The 16,652-nt window shown below is 72.1% G+C and carries 12 protein-coding genes; 7 read left to right on the top strand and 5 right to left on the bottom strand.

The features are described from left to right. Positions 1–212 precede the first annotated feature (212 nt). A complete protein-coding gene (locus tag DDJ31_RS09945) occupies positions 213–1,394 on the bottom strand; it encodes an ADP-ribosylglycohydrolase family protein (RefSeq protein ID WP_171480751.1) in 1,182 nt (393 codons plus the stop codon). 253 nt (positions 1,395–1,647) lie between these two features. On the opposite strand from DDJ31_RS09945, the gene DDJ31_RS09940 reads away from it, so the two are divergent. From DDJ31_RS09940 to DDJ31_RS09930, 3 genes are all read left to right on the top strand, one after another. After that, a complete protein-coding gene (locus DDJ31_RS09940) occupies positions 1,648–2,379 on the top strand; it encodes a VIT1/CCC1 transporter family protein (RefSeq protein ID WP_127180640.1) in 732 nt (243 codons plus the stop codon). A gap of 394 nt (positions 2,380–2,773) precedes the next feature. Further along, positions 2,774–7,378, top strand: coding sequence for a glutamate synthase large subunit (gene gltB, locus DDJ31_RS09935; protein WP_127180641.1), 4,605 nt, complete (start codon positions 2,774–2,776; stop codon positions 7,376–7,378). Continuing rightward, a complete protein-coding gene (locus DDJ31_RS09930) occupies positions 7,371–8,834 on the top strand; it encodes a glutamate synthase subunit beta (protein WP_127180642.1) in 1,464 nt (487 codons plus the stop codon). The genes gltB and DDJ31_RS09930 overlap by 8 nt, the downstream gene beginning before the upstream one ends. A 149-nt stretch (positions 8,835–8,983) precedes the next feature. Here DDJ31_RS09930 and DDJ31_RS09925 read toward each other — a convergent pair whose 3' ends face one another. Then, positions 8,984–9,880 (bottom strand): chitosanase, encoded by an 897-nt coding sequence (locus tag DDJ31_RS09925; protein ID WP_127180643.1) that lies wholly within the window; start codon positions 9,878–9,880, stop codon positions 8,984–8,986. A gap of 115 nt (positions 9,881–9,995) precedes the next feature. On the opposite strand from DDJ31_RS09925, the gene DDJ31_RS09920 reads away from it, so the two are divergent. Beyond that, the gene (locus tag DDJ31_RS09920) at positions 9,996–10,721 is read left to right on the top strand and encodes a vWA domain-containing protein (protein WP_127180644.1); all 726 of its coding nucleotides are present in this window, start codon (positions 9,996–9,998) and stop codon (positions 10,719–10,721) included. Positions 10,722–10,730: 9 nt separating this feature from the next. Here the strand turns inward: DDJ31_RS09920 and DDJ31_RS09915 are convergent, their stop codons facing one another. Both DDJ31_RS09915 and DDJ31_RS09910 read right to left on the bottom strand, forming a co-directional pair. Further along, complete coding sequence (locus tag DDJ31_RS09915; protein ID WP_127180645.1) at positions 10,731–11,906, bottom strand: acyl-CoA dehydrogenase family protein; 1,176 nt, start codon at positions 11,904–11,906, stop codon at positions 10,731–10,733. Continuing rightward, positions 11,906–13,045, bottom strand: coding sequence for an acyl-CoA dehydrogenase family protein (locus tag DDJ31_RS09910; RefSeq protein ID WP_127180646.1), 1,140 nt, complete (start codon positions 13,043–13,045; stop codon positions 11,906–11,908). Before DDJ31_RS09910 ends, DDJ31_RS09915 begins: the two co-directional genes overlap by 1 nt. A 58-nt stretch (positions 13,046–13,103) precedes the next feature. On the opposite strand from DDJ31_RS09910, the gene DDJ31_RS09905 reads away from it, so the two are divergent. From DDJ31_RS09905 to DDJ31_RS09895, 3 genes are read left to right on the top strand one after another with little or no spacing between them, the layout of a single operon-like run. Further along, positions 13,104–13,889 carry an SDR family oxidoreductase gene (locus tag DDJ31_RS09905; RefSeq protein ID WP_127180647.1) on the top strand — a complete coding sequence of 262 codons (786 nt, stop codon included), beginning with the start codon at positions 13,104–13,106 and terminating at the stop codon, positions 13,887–13,889. A gap of 22 nt (positions 13,890–13,911) precedes the next feature. Next, positions 13,912–14,571 (top strand): TetR/AcrR family transcriptional regulator, encoded by a 660-nt coding sequence (locus DDJ31_RS09900; RefSeq protein WP_431028391.1) that lies wholly within the window; start codon positions 13,912–13,914, stop codon positions 14,569–14,571. Positions 14,572–14,624: 53 nt separating this feature from the next. Next, positions 14,625–15,782: an acetyl-CoA C-acetyltransferase gene (locus tag DDJ31_RS09895; RefSeq protein ID WP_127180648.1), complete on the top strand. Its 1,158-nt coding sequence runs from the start codon at positions 14,625–14,627 to the stop codon at positions 15,780–15,782. Positions 15,783–15,914: 132 nt separating this feature from the next. On the opposite strand, the gene DDJ31_RS09890 is transcribed toward DDJ31_RS09895, so the two are convergent. Beyond that, entirely contained in the window at positions 15,915–16,640 is a 726-nt protein-coding gene (locus DDJ31_RS09890; RefSeq protein ID WP_127180649.1) for a hypothetical protein, read from the bottom strand. Positions 16,641–16,652 lie beyond the last annotated feature (12 nt).

Below are 16,652 nucleotides of genomic sequence, written 5' to 3'. Positions count from 1 at the left end.
CCGGCCGCTGTTCGCGGCGCGGTGTCTCGGTTCGTGGGCGGGGTGCGGGTTCCGTCCGCCTGTCGGTCCGTGGTCGGAGTCCCGGTGTCCGCTCGTCGGTTCGTGGTCGGGGCGCGGAGCCTGGGGGCCGTCCGGTGCCGGGCCGCTGCTCCCGGTCCGGGCTCCCGTCCGTGCTTGCTCCCGGTCCCGTTCTCGGGTGCCGCCGGCCTCGGTCATCGGACCGCCTCGCTCGCGCCGCTGGTCACGTGCGTCCCGTCAGTCCCGTCCGCCTCGTGCGTCCCGTCCGCCTCGTGCGTCCCGTCCGTCAGGACGGTCGTCCTCCGGGGCGGGGTGGTCGACGTCGTCGTCGGGATGTGGGTGCGTGGGCCGGTGTGTCCGGGGGGTCGGTTCGGGTGGGCCGCCCGTTCGATCAGGCTGTCGGCGATGTCCAGGACGTGGTGTCCCGCCATCGACGGCAGGCAGCTCCCGCGCGCGGGTCCGATCGCCGCCGCCCACTCCGCCGGGATCGAGGCGGCGCCCCGTGTCGCACCCGCGAGGGCGCCCGCCACGGCGGCCGTGGTGTCGGCGTCGCGGCCCATGTTCACCGCCGTCAGGACGGCGGCGCCGAAGTCGCCGTCGGCTGCCGTGTACGCGCCGAAGGCCAGCGCGACCGCCTCGGGTGCCAGGTCGGTCCACGGGTAGCCGCGGATCACCGCAGCCGAGCGGACGGCGCGTTCCCCGCGGTGGGCGACGGCGACCGCGCGGCGCAGCGAGCGCGCCGTCCAGGAGTCCTCGGGGACGGCGGCCAGGGCCGCGGCGGCGACCGCGGGCGCCGGTGCTCCCGCCATCGCGGCGGCCACCCCGGCGGCGACGGCCCGGCCGCCGTAGAGGCCCTCGCCCTGGTGGCTGACCGAGCCGTCGATCGCGGCGAGCCTGGCCGCCTCGGCGGGGCGCCCGGCGGCGAACACCCCGCAGGCGGCGGCGCGCATCGCGAGCCCGTCGCTCCAGGCGTGCCGGTGCTGCGCTGAGGCGGGCGCGGTGAGGCCCTTGCGGAGGTTCTCCAGGGTGCCGCGCTCGCTGAACCCGGCGCCGCGGAAGGGCCCTTCGTCGCGGTCGGCGATCGACTCCCGCCAGGCCGCCTCGACCTGGGCCGGGGTGAGCGCCGCGCCGTGTCTGATCAGCAGCAGCCCGGAGAAGATCGTGTACTCGGTGTCGTCGGTGCCCGCCGGGCGGTCGGTGACGTACCCGGTGATGCGGCCCCAGCGGGCCCGGATCTCGGCGGGCCCGAGGTTCTCGGCGGGGGCTCCGAGGGCGTCTCCGACGGCGAGGCCGAGGAGGGCGCCGCGGGCCCGTTCGCGCAGGGCGCCGGTGTCCCGCGGCGGCGCCAGCGGGGGCAGGTGGTCGATCGTGGCCATGGGAGCCCTTCCGCCGGGGACCGTTTGCGGATGTGTCCCACCGGGGTGGCGCGGGGGAGCGCGGGCGGCCCCACCGTCACCCGGACGACATCTGATCAAGCACCTGCACGGATGAGCGCACGACGGTAAAAGCCCTGGTTAGCGCAGCCTTTCCTTGCTGGCGGGCGGGAATTCGACGGCTTATCTTGGGTGTTGTCGAAGAGTAGAACTTGTCCAGAGTTGCCAATGGCTCAACCGTCTGGGGGACCCCTGTATGGCCATCGTCGAGACCGAGGCCGCGCTCCATGAGGCGCACCGCGACAACCACACGCACCGCGACGTCAACGGCGGCTGGCTGCGCCCCGCCGTGTTCGGCGCGATGGACGGGCTGGTCTCCAACCTGGCGCTGATGACCGGCGTCGCGGGCGGCGCCGTCGGCCACCAGACCCTCGTCCTGACCGGCCTCGCGGGCCTCGCCGCCGGCGCCTTCTCGATGGCCGCGGGCGAGTACACCTCCGTCGCCTCGCAGCGCGAGCTGGTCGAGGCCGAGCTGGACGTCGAGCGCCGGGAGCTGCGCCGCCACCCGCAGGACGAGGAGGCCGAGCTGGCCGCGCTGTACGCGGCGCGCGGTGTCGAGCCGCACCTCGCCCGCGAGGTCGCCAGACAGCTCTCCGCCGACCCCGAGCAGGCCCTGGAGATCCACGCCCGCGAGGAGCTGGGCGTCGACCCGGGCGATCTGCCGTCGCCGCTGGTCGCGGCCGTGTCGTCGTTCGGGTCGTTCGCGCTGGGCGCCCTGCTGCCCGTGCTGCCCTATCTGCTGGGCGCCACCTCGCTCTGGCCCGCGCTGCTGCTCGCCATGATCGGGCTGTTCGCCTGCGGTGCGGTGGTGGCCAGGGTGACCGCGCGCACCTGGTGGTTCAGCGGGCTGCGGCAGCTCGCGCTGGGTGGCGCGGCGGCCGGTGTGACGTACGCCCTGGGCAGTTTCTTCGGGACGGCCGTAGGATAGTCGGGCCGCTACTTATGCGAGGGACCGCATAAGTAGCCGTTACCCGCTGGTTTCGACTGCTCGGCCACCGGGCATGAGCCGTAAGCGCTGTGGGCAATGAGGCCTGTCGCGCACCTGCGAGGCGGGCAAAGACGCTTCACCCGCCCATGGATCGACGGACACCGATCTGACCGATCTCGTCCGCGTCGATCATCACGAACATCACGACACCGAGCTTTCCAGCCGTCCGGCGACACCCCGCGCCGTCGCCACGGTGTCCGCATGTTGGAACGCGGTATCCACTTCCCGAGAACCGCCCCATCATGTAACCTGCTCGAAATTTTGCACTCCAGCAGAGGGCCAACGTCGTCCCTCGGCACTGCACATGCCACTTGAGACGACGACGGGAGAGCCGATGCGTACGCCGCGCCAGCCGTCCCAGCATTCCGCGAATGGCCAGAACTGGTCCTTCATGGATGCTCGCCCTGCTGCGCAGGGTATGTACGACCCCCGTAACGAGCGCGACGCGTGCGGCGTCGGATTCGTGGCCACCCTCACCGGCGAGGCCAGCCACACCCTGGTCGATCAGGCCCTGACCGTGCTGCGCAACCTCGAACACCGCGGCGCCACCGGCTCCGAGCCCGACTCGGGCGACGGCGCGGGCATCCTCTCCCAGGTGCCCGACACCTTCTTCCGTGAGGTGGCCGAATTCCAGCTGCCCGAGGCCGGCTCCTACGCCGTCGGCATCGCCTTCCTGCCCGAGGACGGCCTTGCGGACGCCGTCTCACAGATCGAGACGATCGCCGCCGAGGAGGGCCTCACCGTCCTCGGCTGGCGCGACGTCCCCGTCGCCCCCGAACTCCTCGGTGCCACCGCCCGCTCGACGATGCCCGCCTTCCGGCAGATCTTCGTCGCCGACGCCGCCACCCCCGCGGCGACGGGCATCGCCCTCGACCGCAAGGCGTTCGTGCTGCGCAAGCGCGCCGAGCGCGAGGCCGGCGTCTACTTCCCCTCGCTCTCCGGTCGCACGATCGTGTACAAGGGCATGCTGACCACCGGCCAGCTCGAACCCTTCTTCCCCGACCTGTCCGACCGCCGCTTCGCCTCCGCGATCGCGCTCGTGCACTCCCGGTTCTCCACCAACACCTTCCCGTCGTGGCCGCTCGCGCACCCCTACCGGTTCGTCGCGCACAACGGCGAGATCAACACCGTCAAGGGCAACCGCAACTGGATGCGCGCCCGCGAGTCCCAGCTCGCCTCCGAGCTGTTCGGCGGCGACGGCAGCCTTGAGCGGATCTTCCCGCTCTGCACGCCCGACGCCTCCGACTCCGCGTCCTTCGACGAGGTCCTCGAACTCCTGCACCTCGGCGGCCGCTCGCTGCCCCACTCGGTGCTGATGATGATCCCGGAGGCGTGGGAGAACCACGACTCCATGGACCCCGACCGCCGCGCCTTCTACCAGTTCCACGCCACGATGATGGAACCCTGGGACGGCCCGGCCTGCGTCACCTTCACCGACGGCACCCAGGTCGGCGCCGTCCTCGACCGCAACGGCCTGCGCCCCGGCCGCTACTGGGTCACCGACGACGGCCTCGTCGTCCTCGGCTCCGAGGTCGGCGTCCTCGACATCGACCCCGCCAAGGTGGTCCGCAAGGGCCGCCTCCAGCCCGGCCGGATGTTCCTCGTCGACACCGCCGAGCACCGCATCATCGAGGACGACGAGATCAAGGCGCAGCTCGCCGCCGAGGCCCCCTACGCCGAGTGGATGGAAGCCGGCGAAATAGAGCTGAGCGACCTGCCCGAGCGCGAGCACATCGTCCACACCCACGCCTCGGTCACCCGCCGCCAGCAGACCTTCGGCTACACCGAGGAAGAACTCCGCGTCATCCTCGCGCCGATGGCGAAGTCCGCCACCGAGCCGATCGGCTCCATGGGCACCGACTCGCCGATCGCCGCGCTCTCCGAGCGCCCGCGCCTGCTGTTCGACTACTTCACCCAGCTGTTCGCGCAGGTCACCAACCCGCCGCTGGACGCCATCCGCGAGGAACTCGTCACCTCCCTGCGCTCCTCCCTCGGACCGCAGGGCAACCTCCTCGACCCGAGCGCCGCCTCCTGCCGCTCCGTCCTGCTGCCCTTCCCGGTCATCGACAACGACGAGCTGGCCAAGCTCATCCACATCAACGCCGACGGCGACATGCCCGGCTTCAAGGCCGCGACCCTCTCCGGCCTCTACCGGGTCTCCGGCGGCGGCGACTCCCTCGCCGCCCGCCTGGAGGAGATCTGCGCCGAGGCCGACGCCGCCATCGACAACGGCGCCCGCCTCATCGTCCTCTCCGACCGGCACTCCGACGCCGAGCACGCGCCGATCCCGTCGCTGCTGCTCACCGCGGCCGTCCACCACCACCTCATCCGCACCAAGGAGCGCACCCACGTGGGCCTCCTGATCGAGGCCGGTGACGTCCGCGAGGTCCACCACGTCGCGCTGCTGATCGGCTTCGGCGCCGCCGCCGTCAACCCGTACCTGGCCATGGAGTCCGTCGAGGACCTCGTCAGGGCCGGCACCTTCCTGCCAGGCGCCGAGCCCGAGCAGGCCATCCGCAACCTGATCCACGCCCTCGGCAAGGGCGTCCTCAAGGTCATGTCCAAGATGGGCATCTCCACGGTCGCCTCCTACCGCGGCGCCCAGGTCTTCGAGGCCGTCGGCCTCGACCAGGGCTTCGTCGACACCTACTTCAGCGGCACCGCCACCAAGATCGGCGGCGTCGGCCTCGACGTCATCGCCAAGGAGGTCGCCGCCCGGCACGCCAAGGCCTACCCCGCCTCCGGCATCGCGCCCGCCCACCGCGCCCTCGACATCGGCGGCGAGTACCAGTGGCGCCGCGAGGGCGAGCCGCACCTCTTCGACCCGGAGACGGTCTTCCGCCTCCAGCACTCCACCCGCACCAACCGCTACGACATCTTCAAGAAGTACACCGACCGGGTGAACGAGCAGTCCGAGCGCCTCATGACGCTCCGCGGCCTCTTCGGCTTCACCTCCGACCGCCCGTCGATCCCCGTCGACGAGGTCGAACCGGTCTCCGAGATCGTCAAGCGCTTCTCCACCGGCGCCATGTCGTACGGCTCCATCTCCATGGAGGCGCACGAGACCCTCGCCATCGCCATGAACCAGCTCGGCGGCAAGTCCAACACCGGCGAGGGCGGCGAGGACCCCGAGCGCCTCTACGACCCGGCCCGCCGCAGCGCCATCAAGCAGGTCGCCTCCGGCCGCTTCGGCGTCACCAGCGAGTACCTCGTCAACGCGGACGACATCCAGATCAAGATGGCCCAGGGCGCCAAGCCGGGCGAGGGCGGCCAGCTCCCCGGCCACAAGGTGTACCCGTGGGTCGCCAGGACGCGGCACTCGACGCCCGGCGTGGGCCTCATCTCGCCGCCGCCGCACCACGACATCTACTCCATCGAGGACCTCGCCCAGCTCATCCACGACCTGAAGAACGCGAACCCGCAGGCGCGGATCCACGTGAAGCTGGTCTCCGAGGTCGGCGTCGGCACCGTCGCCGCCGGTGTCTCCAAGGCACACGCCGACGTCGTGCTCATCTCGGGACACGACGGCGGCACCGGAGCCTCCCCGCTCACCTCCCTCAAGCACGCCGGCGGACCCTGGGAACTCGGCCTCGCCGAGACCCAGCAGACCCTGCTGCTCAACGGCCTGCGCGACCGCATCGTCGTGCAGACCGACGGCCAGCTCAAGACCGGCCGCGACGTCGTCATCGCCGCGCTCCTCGGCGCCGAGGAGTTCGGCTTCGCGACCGCGCCGCTCGTCGTCTCCGGCTGCGTCATGATGCGCGTCTGCCACCTCGACACCTGCCCGGTCGGCATCGCCACCCAGAACCCGGTGCTGCGCGACCGGTTCTCCGGCAAGGCCGAGTACATCGTGAACTTCTTCCGGTTCATCGCCGAGGAGGTCCGCGAGATCCTCGCCGAACTGGGCTTCCGCACCATCGAGGAGGCCGTCGGCCACGCCGAGGCCCTCGACGTCACCCGCGCCGTCGACCACTGGAAGGCCCAGGGCCTGGACCTGGCGCCCCTGTTCCACGTGCCCGAACTCGCCGACGGCGCGGTCAGGCACCGGACCGTCGCCCAGGACCACGGCCTGGAGAAGGCCCTCGACAACCAGCTGATCAAGCTGGCCGCCGACGCCCTGGCCGCCACCACCGCCACCGACGCCCAGCCGGTGCGCGCCCAGGTCAAGGTCCGCAACATCAACCGCACGGTCGGCACCATGCTCGGCCACGAGGTGACGAAGAAGTTCGGCGGCGCCGGACTGCCCGACGGCACCATCGACCTCACCTTCACCGGCTCCGCCGGCCAGTCCTTCGGCGCGTTCCTGCCGCGCGGCGTCACGCTGCGCCTGGAGGGCGACGCCAACGACTACGTCGGCAAGGGCCTCTCCGGCGGCCGGGTCGTCGTCCGCCCCGACCGGGGCGCCGACCACCTCGCCGAGTACTCGACCATCGCGGGCAACACCATCGCCTACGGCGCGACCGGCGGCGAGCTGTTCCTGCGCGGCCGCACCGGCGAGCGGTTCTGCGTCCGCAACTCCGGCGCGCTGGTCGTCTCCGAGGGCGTGGGCGACCACGGCTGCGAGTACATGACCGGCGGCCACGCGGTCGTCCTCGGCGAGACCGGCCGCAACTTCGCGGCCGGCATGTCCGGCGGCGTCGCCTACGTCATCGACCTGGACCGCGACCACGTCAACGCCGGCAACCGCGACGCCGTCGAGGCGCTGGACGACGCCGACAAGCAGTGGCTGCACGAAGTGGTGCGCCGGCACCAGGAGGAGACCGCCTCCACGGTCGCCGAGAAGCTGCTCGCCGAGTGGGACACCGCCGTCGAACGCTTCAGCAAGATCATCCCCAGTACGTACAAGGCAGTGCTCGCCGCCAAGGACGCCGCCGAGCGAGCGGGTCTCACCGAGACCGAGATCACCGAGAAGATGATGGAGGCGGCGACCCATGGCTGACCCGAAGGGCTTCCTCAACCACGGCCGCGAGGTCGCCACCTCCCGACCGGTCGACGTCCGGCTGAAGGACTGGAACGAGGTCTACGTCCCCGGCTCACTGCTGCCGATCATCAGCAAGCAGGCCAGCCGGTGCATGGACTGCGGCATCCCCTTCTGCCACAACGGCTGTCCGCTCGGCAACCTCATCCCCGAGTGGAACGACTACGCCTACCGCGAGGACTGGGGCGCCGCCTCCGAGCGGCTGCACGCGACCAACAACTTCCCCGAGTTCACCGGCCGCCTCTGCCCCGCGCCCTGCGAGTCGGCGTGCGTGCTCGGCATCAACCAGCCGCCGGTCACCATCAAGAACGTCGAGGTCTCCATCATCGACAAGGCGTGGGAGACCGGTGACGTCGCCCCGCAGATCCCCGAGCGGCTCTCCGGCAAGACCGTCGCCGTCATCGGCTCGGGACCGGCCGGGCTCGCCGCCGCCCAGCAGCTGACCCGGGCGGGCCACACCGTCGCCGTCTACGAGCGCGCCGACCGCGTCGGCGGCCTGCTGCGCTACGGCATCCCCGAGTTCAAGATGGAGAAGCGGCACATCAACCGGCGCATCGAGCAGATGCGCGCGGAGGGCACCCGCTTCCGCACCGGCGTCGAGATCGGCCGCGACCTCAAGGCGACCGACCTGAAGAAGCGCTACGACGCCGTCGTCATCGCCGCGGGCGCCACCACCGCCCGTGATCTGCCCGTCCCTGGACGGGAGTTGAAGGGCATCCACCAGGCGATGGAGTACCTGCCGCTGTCGAACAAGGTCCAGGAGGGCGACTACGTCACCTCCCCGATCTCCGCCCAGGGCAAGCACGTCGTCGTCATCGGCGGCGGCGACACCGGCGCCGACTGCGTGGGCACCGCGCACCGCCAGGGCGCGGCCTCCGTCACCCAGCTGGAGATCATGCCGAGGCCGGGCGACGAGCGGAACCCGGTCGCCCAGCCGTGGCCGACCTTCCCCATGCTGTACAAGGTCACCAGCGCCCACGAGGAGGGCGGCGAGCGCGTCTACGCCGTCTCCACCACCCACTTCGAGGGCGACGAGGACGGCAACGTCCAGTGGCTGCACCTCACCGAGGTCGAGTTCGTCGAGGGCAGGCTGACCCCGCAGCCGGGCACCGAGCGCAAGATCCCGGCCCAACTGGTCACCCTCGCCATGGGCTTCACCGGCACCGACCGGGACAACGGCCTGGTCGAGCAGTTCGGCCTCGACCTCGACGAGCGCGGCAACATCGCCCGCGACGCCGACTTCCAGACCAACGTGCCGGGCGTCTTCGTCGCCGGTGACGCGGGCCGCGGCCAGTCCCTCATCGTGTGGGCCATCGCGGAGGGCCGCTCGGCCGCCCGCGGCTGCGACCGCTTCCTCGCCGGGACCAGCGACCTGCCCGCCCCGATCCGCCCGACGGACCGCTCCCTGATGGTCTGACGGAGAGGCCCGACGACCCACGGCCCGACCGCCGCGACCTGACGGACCCTCAAGAACCTTCCGTACAAAGGCGTACGGAACAACGACGGCGCCTGCCCGCCAGTCCCCGACCGGACGACTGGGCAGGCGCCGCCGCATGTCCCGTACTGTCAGGGCACCTTGTACGTCTCCCCGTACACCTTCCAGATCAGCGGCGGCTTCAGGTCCAGGTTCCCGTCGTACAGGAACCGCCGCTGCGCGGTGTCGACCCGGCTGGTGTCGATGCCCGGCTGCTTCGCCCGCATCGCCTTCTCCCGCAGGTCGAGGAAGATGTCCAGGAACGACGGCTCCGAACCGCCCTCGGACGGGGTGTCCGCCTCCTTCAGGGCGTGCTCGCGCAGCCCGTAGAAGCCGGTGGGGCCGGTACCGGGACCGTGGAAGACCATCGCGTCGTAGTAGATGAACTGGCCCAGCGTGCCCAGCCCGTCGAGCTTCGCGAGCCGCACGGCCGGATCGAAGTAGACCCGGTCGCGCTCCTCGTCCTGCGCCGCGCGGAACGCCGGCAGGGCCGCCTCCGCCTTCCAGGCGCCGGTGAAACCGGGATCGAGACCCTCGTGCGAGTCGGTGCCGTCCACCTTCCGCAGCGCCGGCAGATAGGTGGCCAGGCCATTGTCCGGATGCGCCTTCGTGTACCGCTCCACCAGCGTCAGCAGATCGTGGGTGCCGGTGCAGAACCCCACCACCCCGGCCGTGTAGCCCTGGCCGTCGCCGATGTCCTCGATGTAGCCGTAGGCGCTGCGCCAGTCGAGCGTCGAGTTCTCGGCGCTCGCCACCAGCTTCTGCGCCAGCTCCTTCCCGGCGGGCGAGGCGAGCCCGGGCGGCAGGTCGGCGATCACCTCGTCGTCCGCGGCCCGCTCCCGCTCGGCCCGTGCCTTGGCGTCCCGCGACGCGGAGCCGCCCGTCCCGCCCCCGTCGCCTCCGTCGGAGCCCACGGGCACCAGGAAGTACACCGCCGCCGTGACGATCACGGGGACGGCCGCGAAGAGAAGGCAGCCTGCGCGTTTCATGACCGACAGGTTACGTCCGATGATGAGCGGGACAACTGGCGGGGACGGCACCGGAGATGGTGACGGGCACCGGTGGAACGGACAGCGGTGCGGACAGGACGGGAACGGTGGGGACATGACGGCGATCAGTCTGGAGAAGGTCGAGCAGGCGGCGCCCGCGCTGGTCAGCCTCTACAAGTCGGCCGGGGCTTCGGTGCGCCGGCACGGACTGGACGGCAGGCGGGCCGCGGTCTACCTGGTCGTCGACTACTCGGGCTCCATGCGGCCCTACTACGCGGACGGCACCGTGCAGGCCCTCGCCGACCGGGTCCTCGGCCTCTCCGCGCACCTCGACGACGACGGCCGGGTGCCCGTGGTGTTCTTCTCGACGGACGTCGACGCCGTCACCGAGATAGCCCTCGACGACCATCACGGGGCGATCGAACGGATCGTGGCCGGACTCGGACACATGGGCAGGACCAGCTACCACCTGGCCATGGACGCCGTCATCGACCACTACCTCGACAGCGGCTCCGCACAACCGGCCCTGGTCGTCTTCCAGACGGACGGCGGACCCATCAACAAGGCCGCCGCCGAACGGTATCTGTGCAAGGCCGCGAAGCTTCCGATGTTCTGGCAGTTCATCGGCTTCGGCGACCGGAGCAGCACCCAGTTCGACTTCCTGCGCAAGCTCGACGAGTTGCCGGTGCCCGCGAAGCGCGTCGTCGACAACGCCGGTTTCTTCCACGCCGGTTCGGACCCGTCGACGATGTCCGACGCCGAGCTGTACGACCGTCTCCTCGGCGAGTTCCCCGACTGGCTGGCCGCCGCCGGGGAGCTGGGCATCCTGGCCGCCGACTGAGCCCGCGGCTCACCTGCCCCGCACGACCACCGCCCGGCACTCCCGGGGGGTGCCCCAGGCGCTCCGCAGCGCGATGGCCTTGGTGAGCCAGAGGGACAGGTCGTACTCGGCGGTGTAGCCGATCGCGCCGTGCAGTTGGAGAGCGGCCTTCGCGGTGCCGTACGCCGCCTCGCAGGCGCTGACCTTGGCGGCCGCGATGTCGACCGGGTCGCGGGTGAGCGCGGCGCCCAGCAGCAGAGGGCGCGCGAACTCCAGCGCGATCTTCGCGTCCGCCAGCCGGTGCTTGACGGCCTGGAAGGAGCCGATGGGCACCCCGAACTGGGTGCGCCGGCGCACATGGGCGACGGTCCGGTCCAGGAGGGCGAGGCCGACCCCGAGGGCCTGGGCCGCGGTGGCGAGCCGGGCGAGCGCGAACGCCTCCTCCACCGGCGGCCGTTCGGTGAGGAGTTCGCCGCCGGGGGAGAGCGGGGTGAGCCGCCTGGCCGGGTCGAGAGAGACCCGGACCGGACCGTGACCGGGCGCGAGACGCAGCCCCTCGGCGTCGACGACGAGCCGCAGGGAGGCGGCGTCGCCGTCCAGGGCGAGGGGGGTGCCTTCTGGGACGGGCAGGGTGCCTTCTGGGGTGGGGGAGTTGGCCTCCGGGGCCTCCGGGGTGGGGGAGTTTGCGTCCGGGGTGGAGGAGTTGGCCCCCGGGGTGGAGGAGTTGCCCTCCAGGGCCGGGGTGTAGAGGTCCGGGGCCGGGGCATGGCCGGCCGGAGCGGTGTCGGTGCCGGTGCCGGTGTCGTCGTCCGGGGTGATGGTGGGGGCGTCCGTCGGGGCGGGCGGTGCCACCGTCGCTGTCGTCCGGCCGCTCGCCAGCGCGGGCAGCAGCTCACGGGCCCGGTCCCCGGTGCTCAGCAGGGTCGCCGCCGTGACCGTCTCGACCAGCGGGCCAGGGACCGCGTGCCGCCCCAACTCAACGAACGCCACCACGAGTTCGACGGGGCGTGGGCCGAGGCCGCCGTCCGCCTCGGGCACCGCGAGCGCGAAGACGCCCGCGTCGGCGAGCCGGGACCACAGCGCCCGCCCGGCGCCGTGGTCCCCGGCGCTCCACGACCGGATCACCGCCGGGGTCCGCGCCGCCGTCAGCATCGCGTCCAACGAGGCGGTGAACGCCCGCTGTTCGGCGTCGAGCAGGAAACGCATCAACGGCGTCCCTTCGGCAGGCCGAGCAGCCGCTCGGCGACGATGTCCCGCTGGATCTCGTTGGTCCCCGCGTAGACGGGCCCCGCCAGCGCGAAGACATACCCCTCGGCCCACGCCCCCTCCGCCAACTCACCTTCCTCGTTAAGGAGTTCGAGGGCCGTCTCGTGCAGCGCGAGGTCGTACTCGGACCAGAACACCTTGTTCATGCTGGATTCGGCGCCCAGCTCCGCGCCCGCGAGGAACCGGGAGGCCGCCTCCTGGGTGAAGAGGTGGTAGGCGCGGGCACCGATCAGGGCGTCCGCCACCCGGTCGTGCGCGTACGCCGGGCAGCCCTGCCGCCGCCACAGCGCCGCCAGCCGGTCGGCGGCGGCCAGATAGCGGCCTGGTGAGCGCAGCGTCAGCCCGCGTTCGTTGCCCGCCGCCGACATGGCGATCCGCCACCCCTCACCCGGCGCCCCGATCACGTCCTCGTCCGGCACGAACACGTCGTCGAGGAACAGCTCGGCGAACGCCGGTTTCCCGTCGAGCCGGCCGATCGGCCGGACCGTGACCCCCGGTGCCCGCAGGTCGAACATCAGGTACGTCAGGCCCTGGTGGGCCCTCGGGGCGTCCGGGTCGGAGCGGAAGAGGCCGAACGCACGGTCGGCGAACGCGGCCCGCGACGACCACGTCTTCTGCCCGCCGAGCAGCCAGCCCCCGGCCACCCGCACCGCACGCGAGCGCAGCGACGCCAGGTCCGAGCCCGCCTCGGGCTCCGACCACGCCTGCGCCCACACCACCTCGCCCCGCGCCATCGGCGGCAGCACCCGGGACCGCTGCTCGGGCGTGCCGTGGTCGAAGAGGGTCGGCGCGAGCAGGCTGACGCCGTTCTGCCCGACCCGGCCGGGGGCGCCCGCCGCCCAGTACTCCTCCTCGAAGACCAGCCAGCGCCCCAACCCGCAGTCCCGGCCGCCGACTTCGGCCGGCCAGGACACCACCGACCAGCGGTCCGCGGCCAGTTCGGCCTCCCAGGCGCGGTGCGCGGCGAAACCCGCCGCGGTCTCCAGCGACGGCAGCGGGGTGCGCGGCACATGCGCGGCGAGCCAGGCGCGGGCCTCGGCGCGGAACGACTCGTCGCCGGGGGAGGGGGTGAGGTCCACGGGCGGCACCCTTCGAACAGGCTTCCCTAACAAGTGTTTGGTAGGTTAGCGTGGGGTCATGACAGGCGTCGAGAGCCCGGCCTACGTACCCGGGCACGGACTGCTGAACGGCCGCACCGCCGTCATCACGGCGGCGGCCGGCGCCGGCATCGGCGGCGCGACCGCCCGGCGCTTCCTCGAGGAGGGCGCGCGCGTCCTGATCAGCGACGCCCACCCGCGCCGCCTGAAGGAACACGAGGCCGCGCTCGCCCGGGAGTTCCCCGGCGCGGTCACCGCCCAGCTGTGCGACGTCACCGACGACACCCAGGTACGCGCCCTGTTCGACACCGCGGCCCACACCCACGGACGACTGGACATCGTCGTCAACAACGCGGGCCTGGGCGGCACTTCGCACCTCGTCGACATGACCGACGACCAGTGGGACCGGGTCCTGGACGTCACCCTCAACGGCACCTTCCGGTGCACGAGGGCCGCGCTGCGGCTGATGCGGGAGACCGGCGGCGGGGTCATCGTCAACAACGCCTCCGTCGTGGGCTGGCGGGCCCAGGCCGGACAGGCGCACTACGCCGCCGCCAAGGCCGGGGTGATGGCGCTCACCCGGTGCGCGGCGATCGAGGCAGCCGCCCACGAAGTACGCGTCAACGCCGTCTCGCCCAGCCTCGCGCTCCACCCCCACCTGGCCAAGGTGACCACGCCCGACCTGCTGGAGGAACTGACCGCGCGGGAGGCGTTCGGCCGCCACGCCGAACCCTGGGAGGTCGCCAACGTGATCGTCTTCCTGGCGTCCGGCTACTCCTCGTACCTGACCGGCGAGGTCGTCTCCGTCAGCAGCCAGCATCCCTAGGACGACAGACCACAATGGACGCGTGCCGACCAAGAAGAATCCCCAGGTGACCGCCGCCGAGCGCGCCACCTCAGCCGCGCGTTCCGCCGAGCGCCCCGCCCCCGCGCGCGACCGGCGGCGCGAGATCCTCGACACCGCCGCGGAGGTCTTCGCCGAACAGGGCTACAACGCCACCACCGTACGCAAGATCGCTGACCACGCGGGCCTCCTCGCGGGCAGCCTCTACTACCACTTCGACTCCAAGGAGTCGATGCTGGAGGAGATCCTGCGCACCTTCCTCGACGAACTGTGGGGCGGCTACGACACCGTCCTCGCCGCCGGACTCGGACCGCGCCCCACCCTGGAGGCCCTGGTCACCGAGTCGTTCCGGGAGATCGATAGGCACCGCGCCGCCGTCGCCATCTTCCAGAAGGAGAGCAGACACCTCGTCGCGCAGGACCGCTTCGAGTTCCTCGCCGCCTCACAGCGCAAGTTCGAGACGGCGTGGCTGTCCACGCTGGAACGCGGCGTCGCCGACGGCGTGTTCCGCACCGACCTCGACGTCCGGCTCACCTACCGGTTCGTGCGGGACACGGTCTGGGTCGCCGCGTCCTGGTACCGGCCCGGCGGACAGCACAGCCCCGAGGAGATCGCCCGCCAGTACCTGTCGATGGTGCTGGACGGGATCGCCGTACGCATCTGACCCACTGGCACGCGCCGGAACCGACCGGCGCGTTCGGAGTCTGGGGAGTCGCCATGGCCGAGGCCTACATCGTCGAAGCGGTCCGCACACCCGTCGGACGGCGCGGGGGAGGGCTCCGCGCCGTCCACCCCGCCGACCTCGGCGCGCACGTCCTCAAGGAACTCGTCACCCGCGCGGCCATCGACCCGGCCGCCGTCGAGGACGTCGTTTTCGGCTGCCTCGACGCCGTCGGACCGCAGGCCGGCGACATCGCCCGCACCTGCTGGCTGGCGGCTGGACTGCCCGAGGAGGTGCCCGGCGTCACCGTCGACCGGCAGTGCGGGTCCTCGCAGCAGGCCGTGCACTTCGCGGCGCAGGCCGTGCTCTCCGGCACCCAGGACCTGGTGGTGGCGGGCGGCGTGCAGAACATGTCGCAGATCCCGATCGCCTACGCGACCCGGCAGGCCGCCGAACCCCTCGGCTTCACCCAGGGCCCCTTCGCGGGCAGCGTCGGCTGGCGGGCGCGGTACGGGGAGCGGCCCGTCAACCAGTTCGCCGGCGCCGAGATGATCGCGGTCAAGTGGGGGATCACCCGGCAGGACCAGGAGGAGTTCGCGCTGCGCTCGCACCGGCGGGCCCTGCGCGCCATCGACGAGGGCCGTTTCGTGCGGGAGACCGTGGCGTACGGGCCCGTCGCCGTCGACGAGGGGCCGCGCCGGGACACCTCCCTGGAGAAGATGGCCGGGCTCAAGCCGGTCCTGGACGGCGGCACCGTCACCGCCGCCTGCTCCTCGCAGGTCTCCGACGGGGCGGCGGCGCTGCTGCTCGCCTCCGAACGGGCCGTGCGCGAACACGGGTTGACGCCCCGCGCCCGCGTCCATCATCTGTCGGTGCGCGGCGAGGACCCGATCCGGATGCTGTCCGCGCCGATCCCGGCGACCGCGCACGCCCTGAAGAAGACCGGCCTGTCGATGGCCGACATCGACCTCGTCGAGATCAACGAGGCCTTCGCGCCGGTCGTCCTCGCCTGGCTGAAGGAGACCGGCACCGACCCCGCCAGGGTCAACGTCAACGGCGGCGCCATCGCCCTCGGCCATCCGCTCGGCGCGACCGGCGCCCGCCTGATGACCACGCTCCTGCACGAACTGGAGCGCACCGGAGGCAGGTTCGGCCTCCAGACCATGTGCGAGGGCGGCGGACAGGCGAACGTGACGATCATCGAACGGCTGTGACAGTTGCGACGGCTCTGGCGGCTCTAGCGGCTCTAGCGGCTGTGACAGGCGCGACGGCTGTGACAGGTCTGGCGGCTGTGGTGGTTGAGGGAGCTGTGACGGGGGCCGGTGGAGGGACCCCGGTCGGGTGGGTCAGACGGCGACCGGGACGGCCTCGGCGCGGCGGGTGGTCCAGTTGGTGACGAGGGGCTTCTCGACGGCGGCGGCCTCGGGGAGCTTCACCTCGGCGGGGTCGGCGTCCTCCTCGGAGGTGGCGATGATGAGGAAGTCGAACTCCCTGCCGCCGTCGCTGTTGGTGCTCTTGGGGTTGACGCCGGTGTACGCCACGGCGGAACCGCTCAGCTTGATCGGGTCCTCGCCGCCCTGCCCGACCGGGGAGGCGACACCGGAGGCGTCCGAACCGAACGACACGCTCGGGGTGTTGACGTCCAGGTAGCAGGTGATCCCGGCCTTCGCCCTCGCCGTGACGAGGAAGTAGCCGCCGGCCTGCGACTCCGAGCTGACCGAGAAGGTCAGGTCGTTGGTGCCGCAGGACTGCCCGTAGCCGCTCTTGTCCCCACTGCCGGAACCCGACCCGCCCGAGGAACCCGAGGAGCCCGAAGAACCCGAAGTGCCGGAACCGGAGGACCCGTTGGACGCGGTGGAGCCGCTGCCGTCGGAGCCGCCGGTGGAGGCGCCGGCCGAGGGGTCGGCGGTGGAGGTGTCGCCGCTGGTGGAGGCGGTCGCCGACGGGCTCGTGGAGCCACTCGCGTCCGCGGCGTCCTGGGGGTCGCAGGCGGTGGTGGTGGCGGCGAGGGCCGTCACGGCCGCGGCGGCCAGGACGAGGCGGGTGGAACGGGCGGCGAGACGCGAACGCATCGTGGACTCCAG

This window comes from Streptomyces griseoviridis, from assembly GCF_005222485.1.
In the GTDB taxonomy this organism is placed as follows: Bacteria; Actinomycetota; Actinomycetes; order Streptomycetales; family Streptomycetaceae; genus Streptomyces; species Streptomyces hintoniae.
The sequence above is the reverse complement of the archived record's forward strand: the minus strand, read 5'-3'. Positions and strand labels throughout refer to the sequence as shown.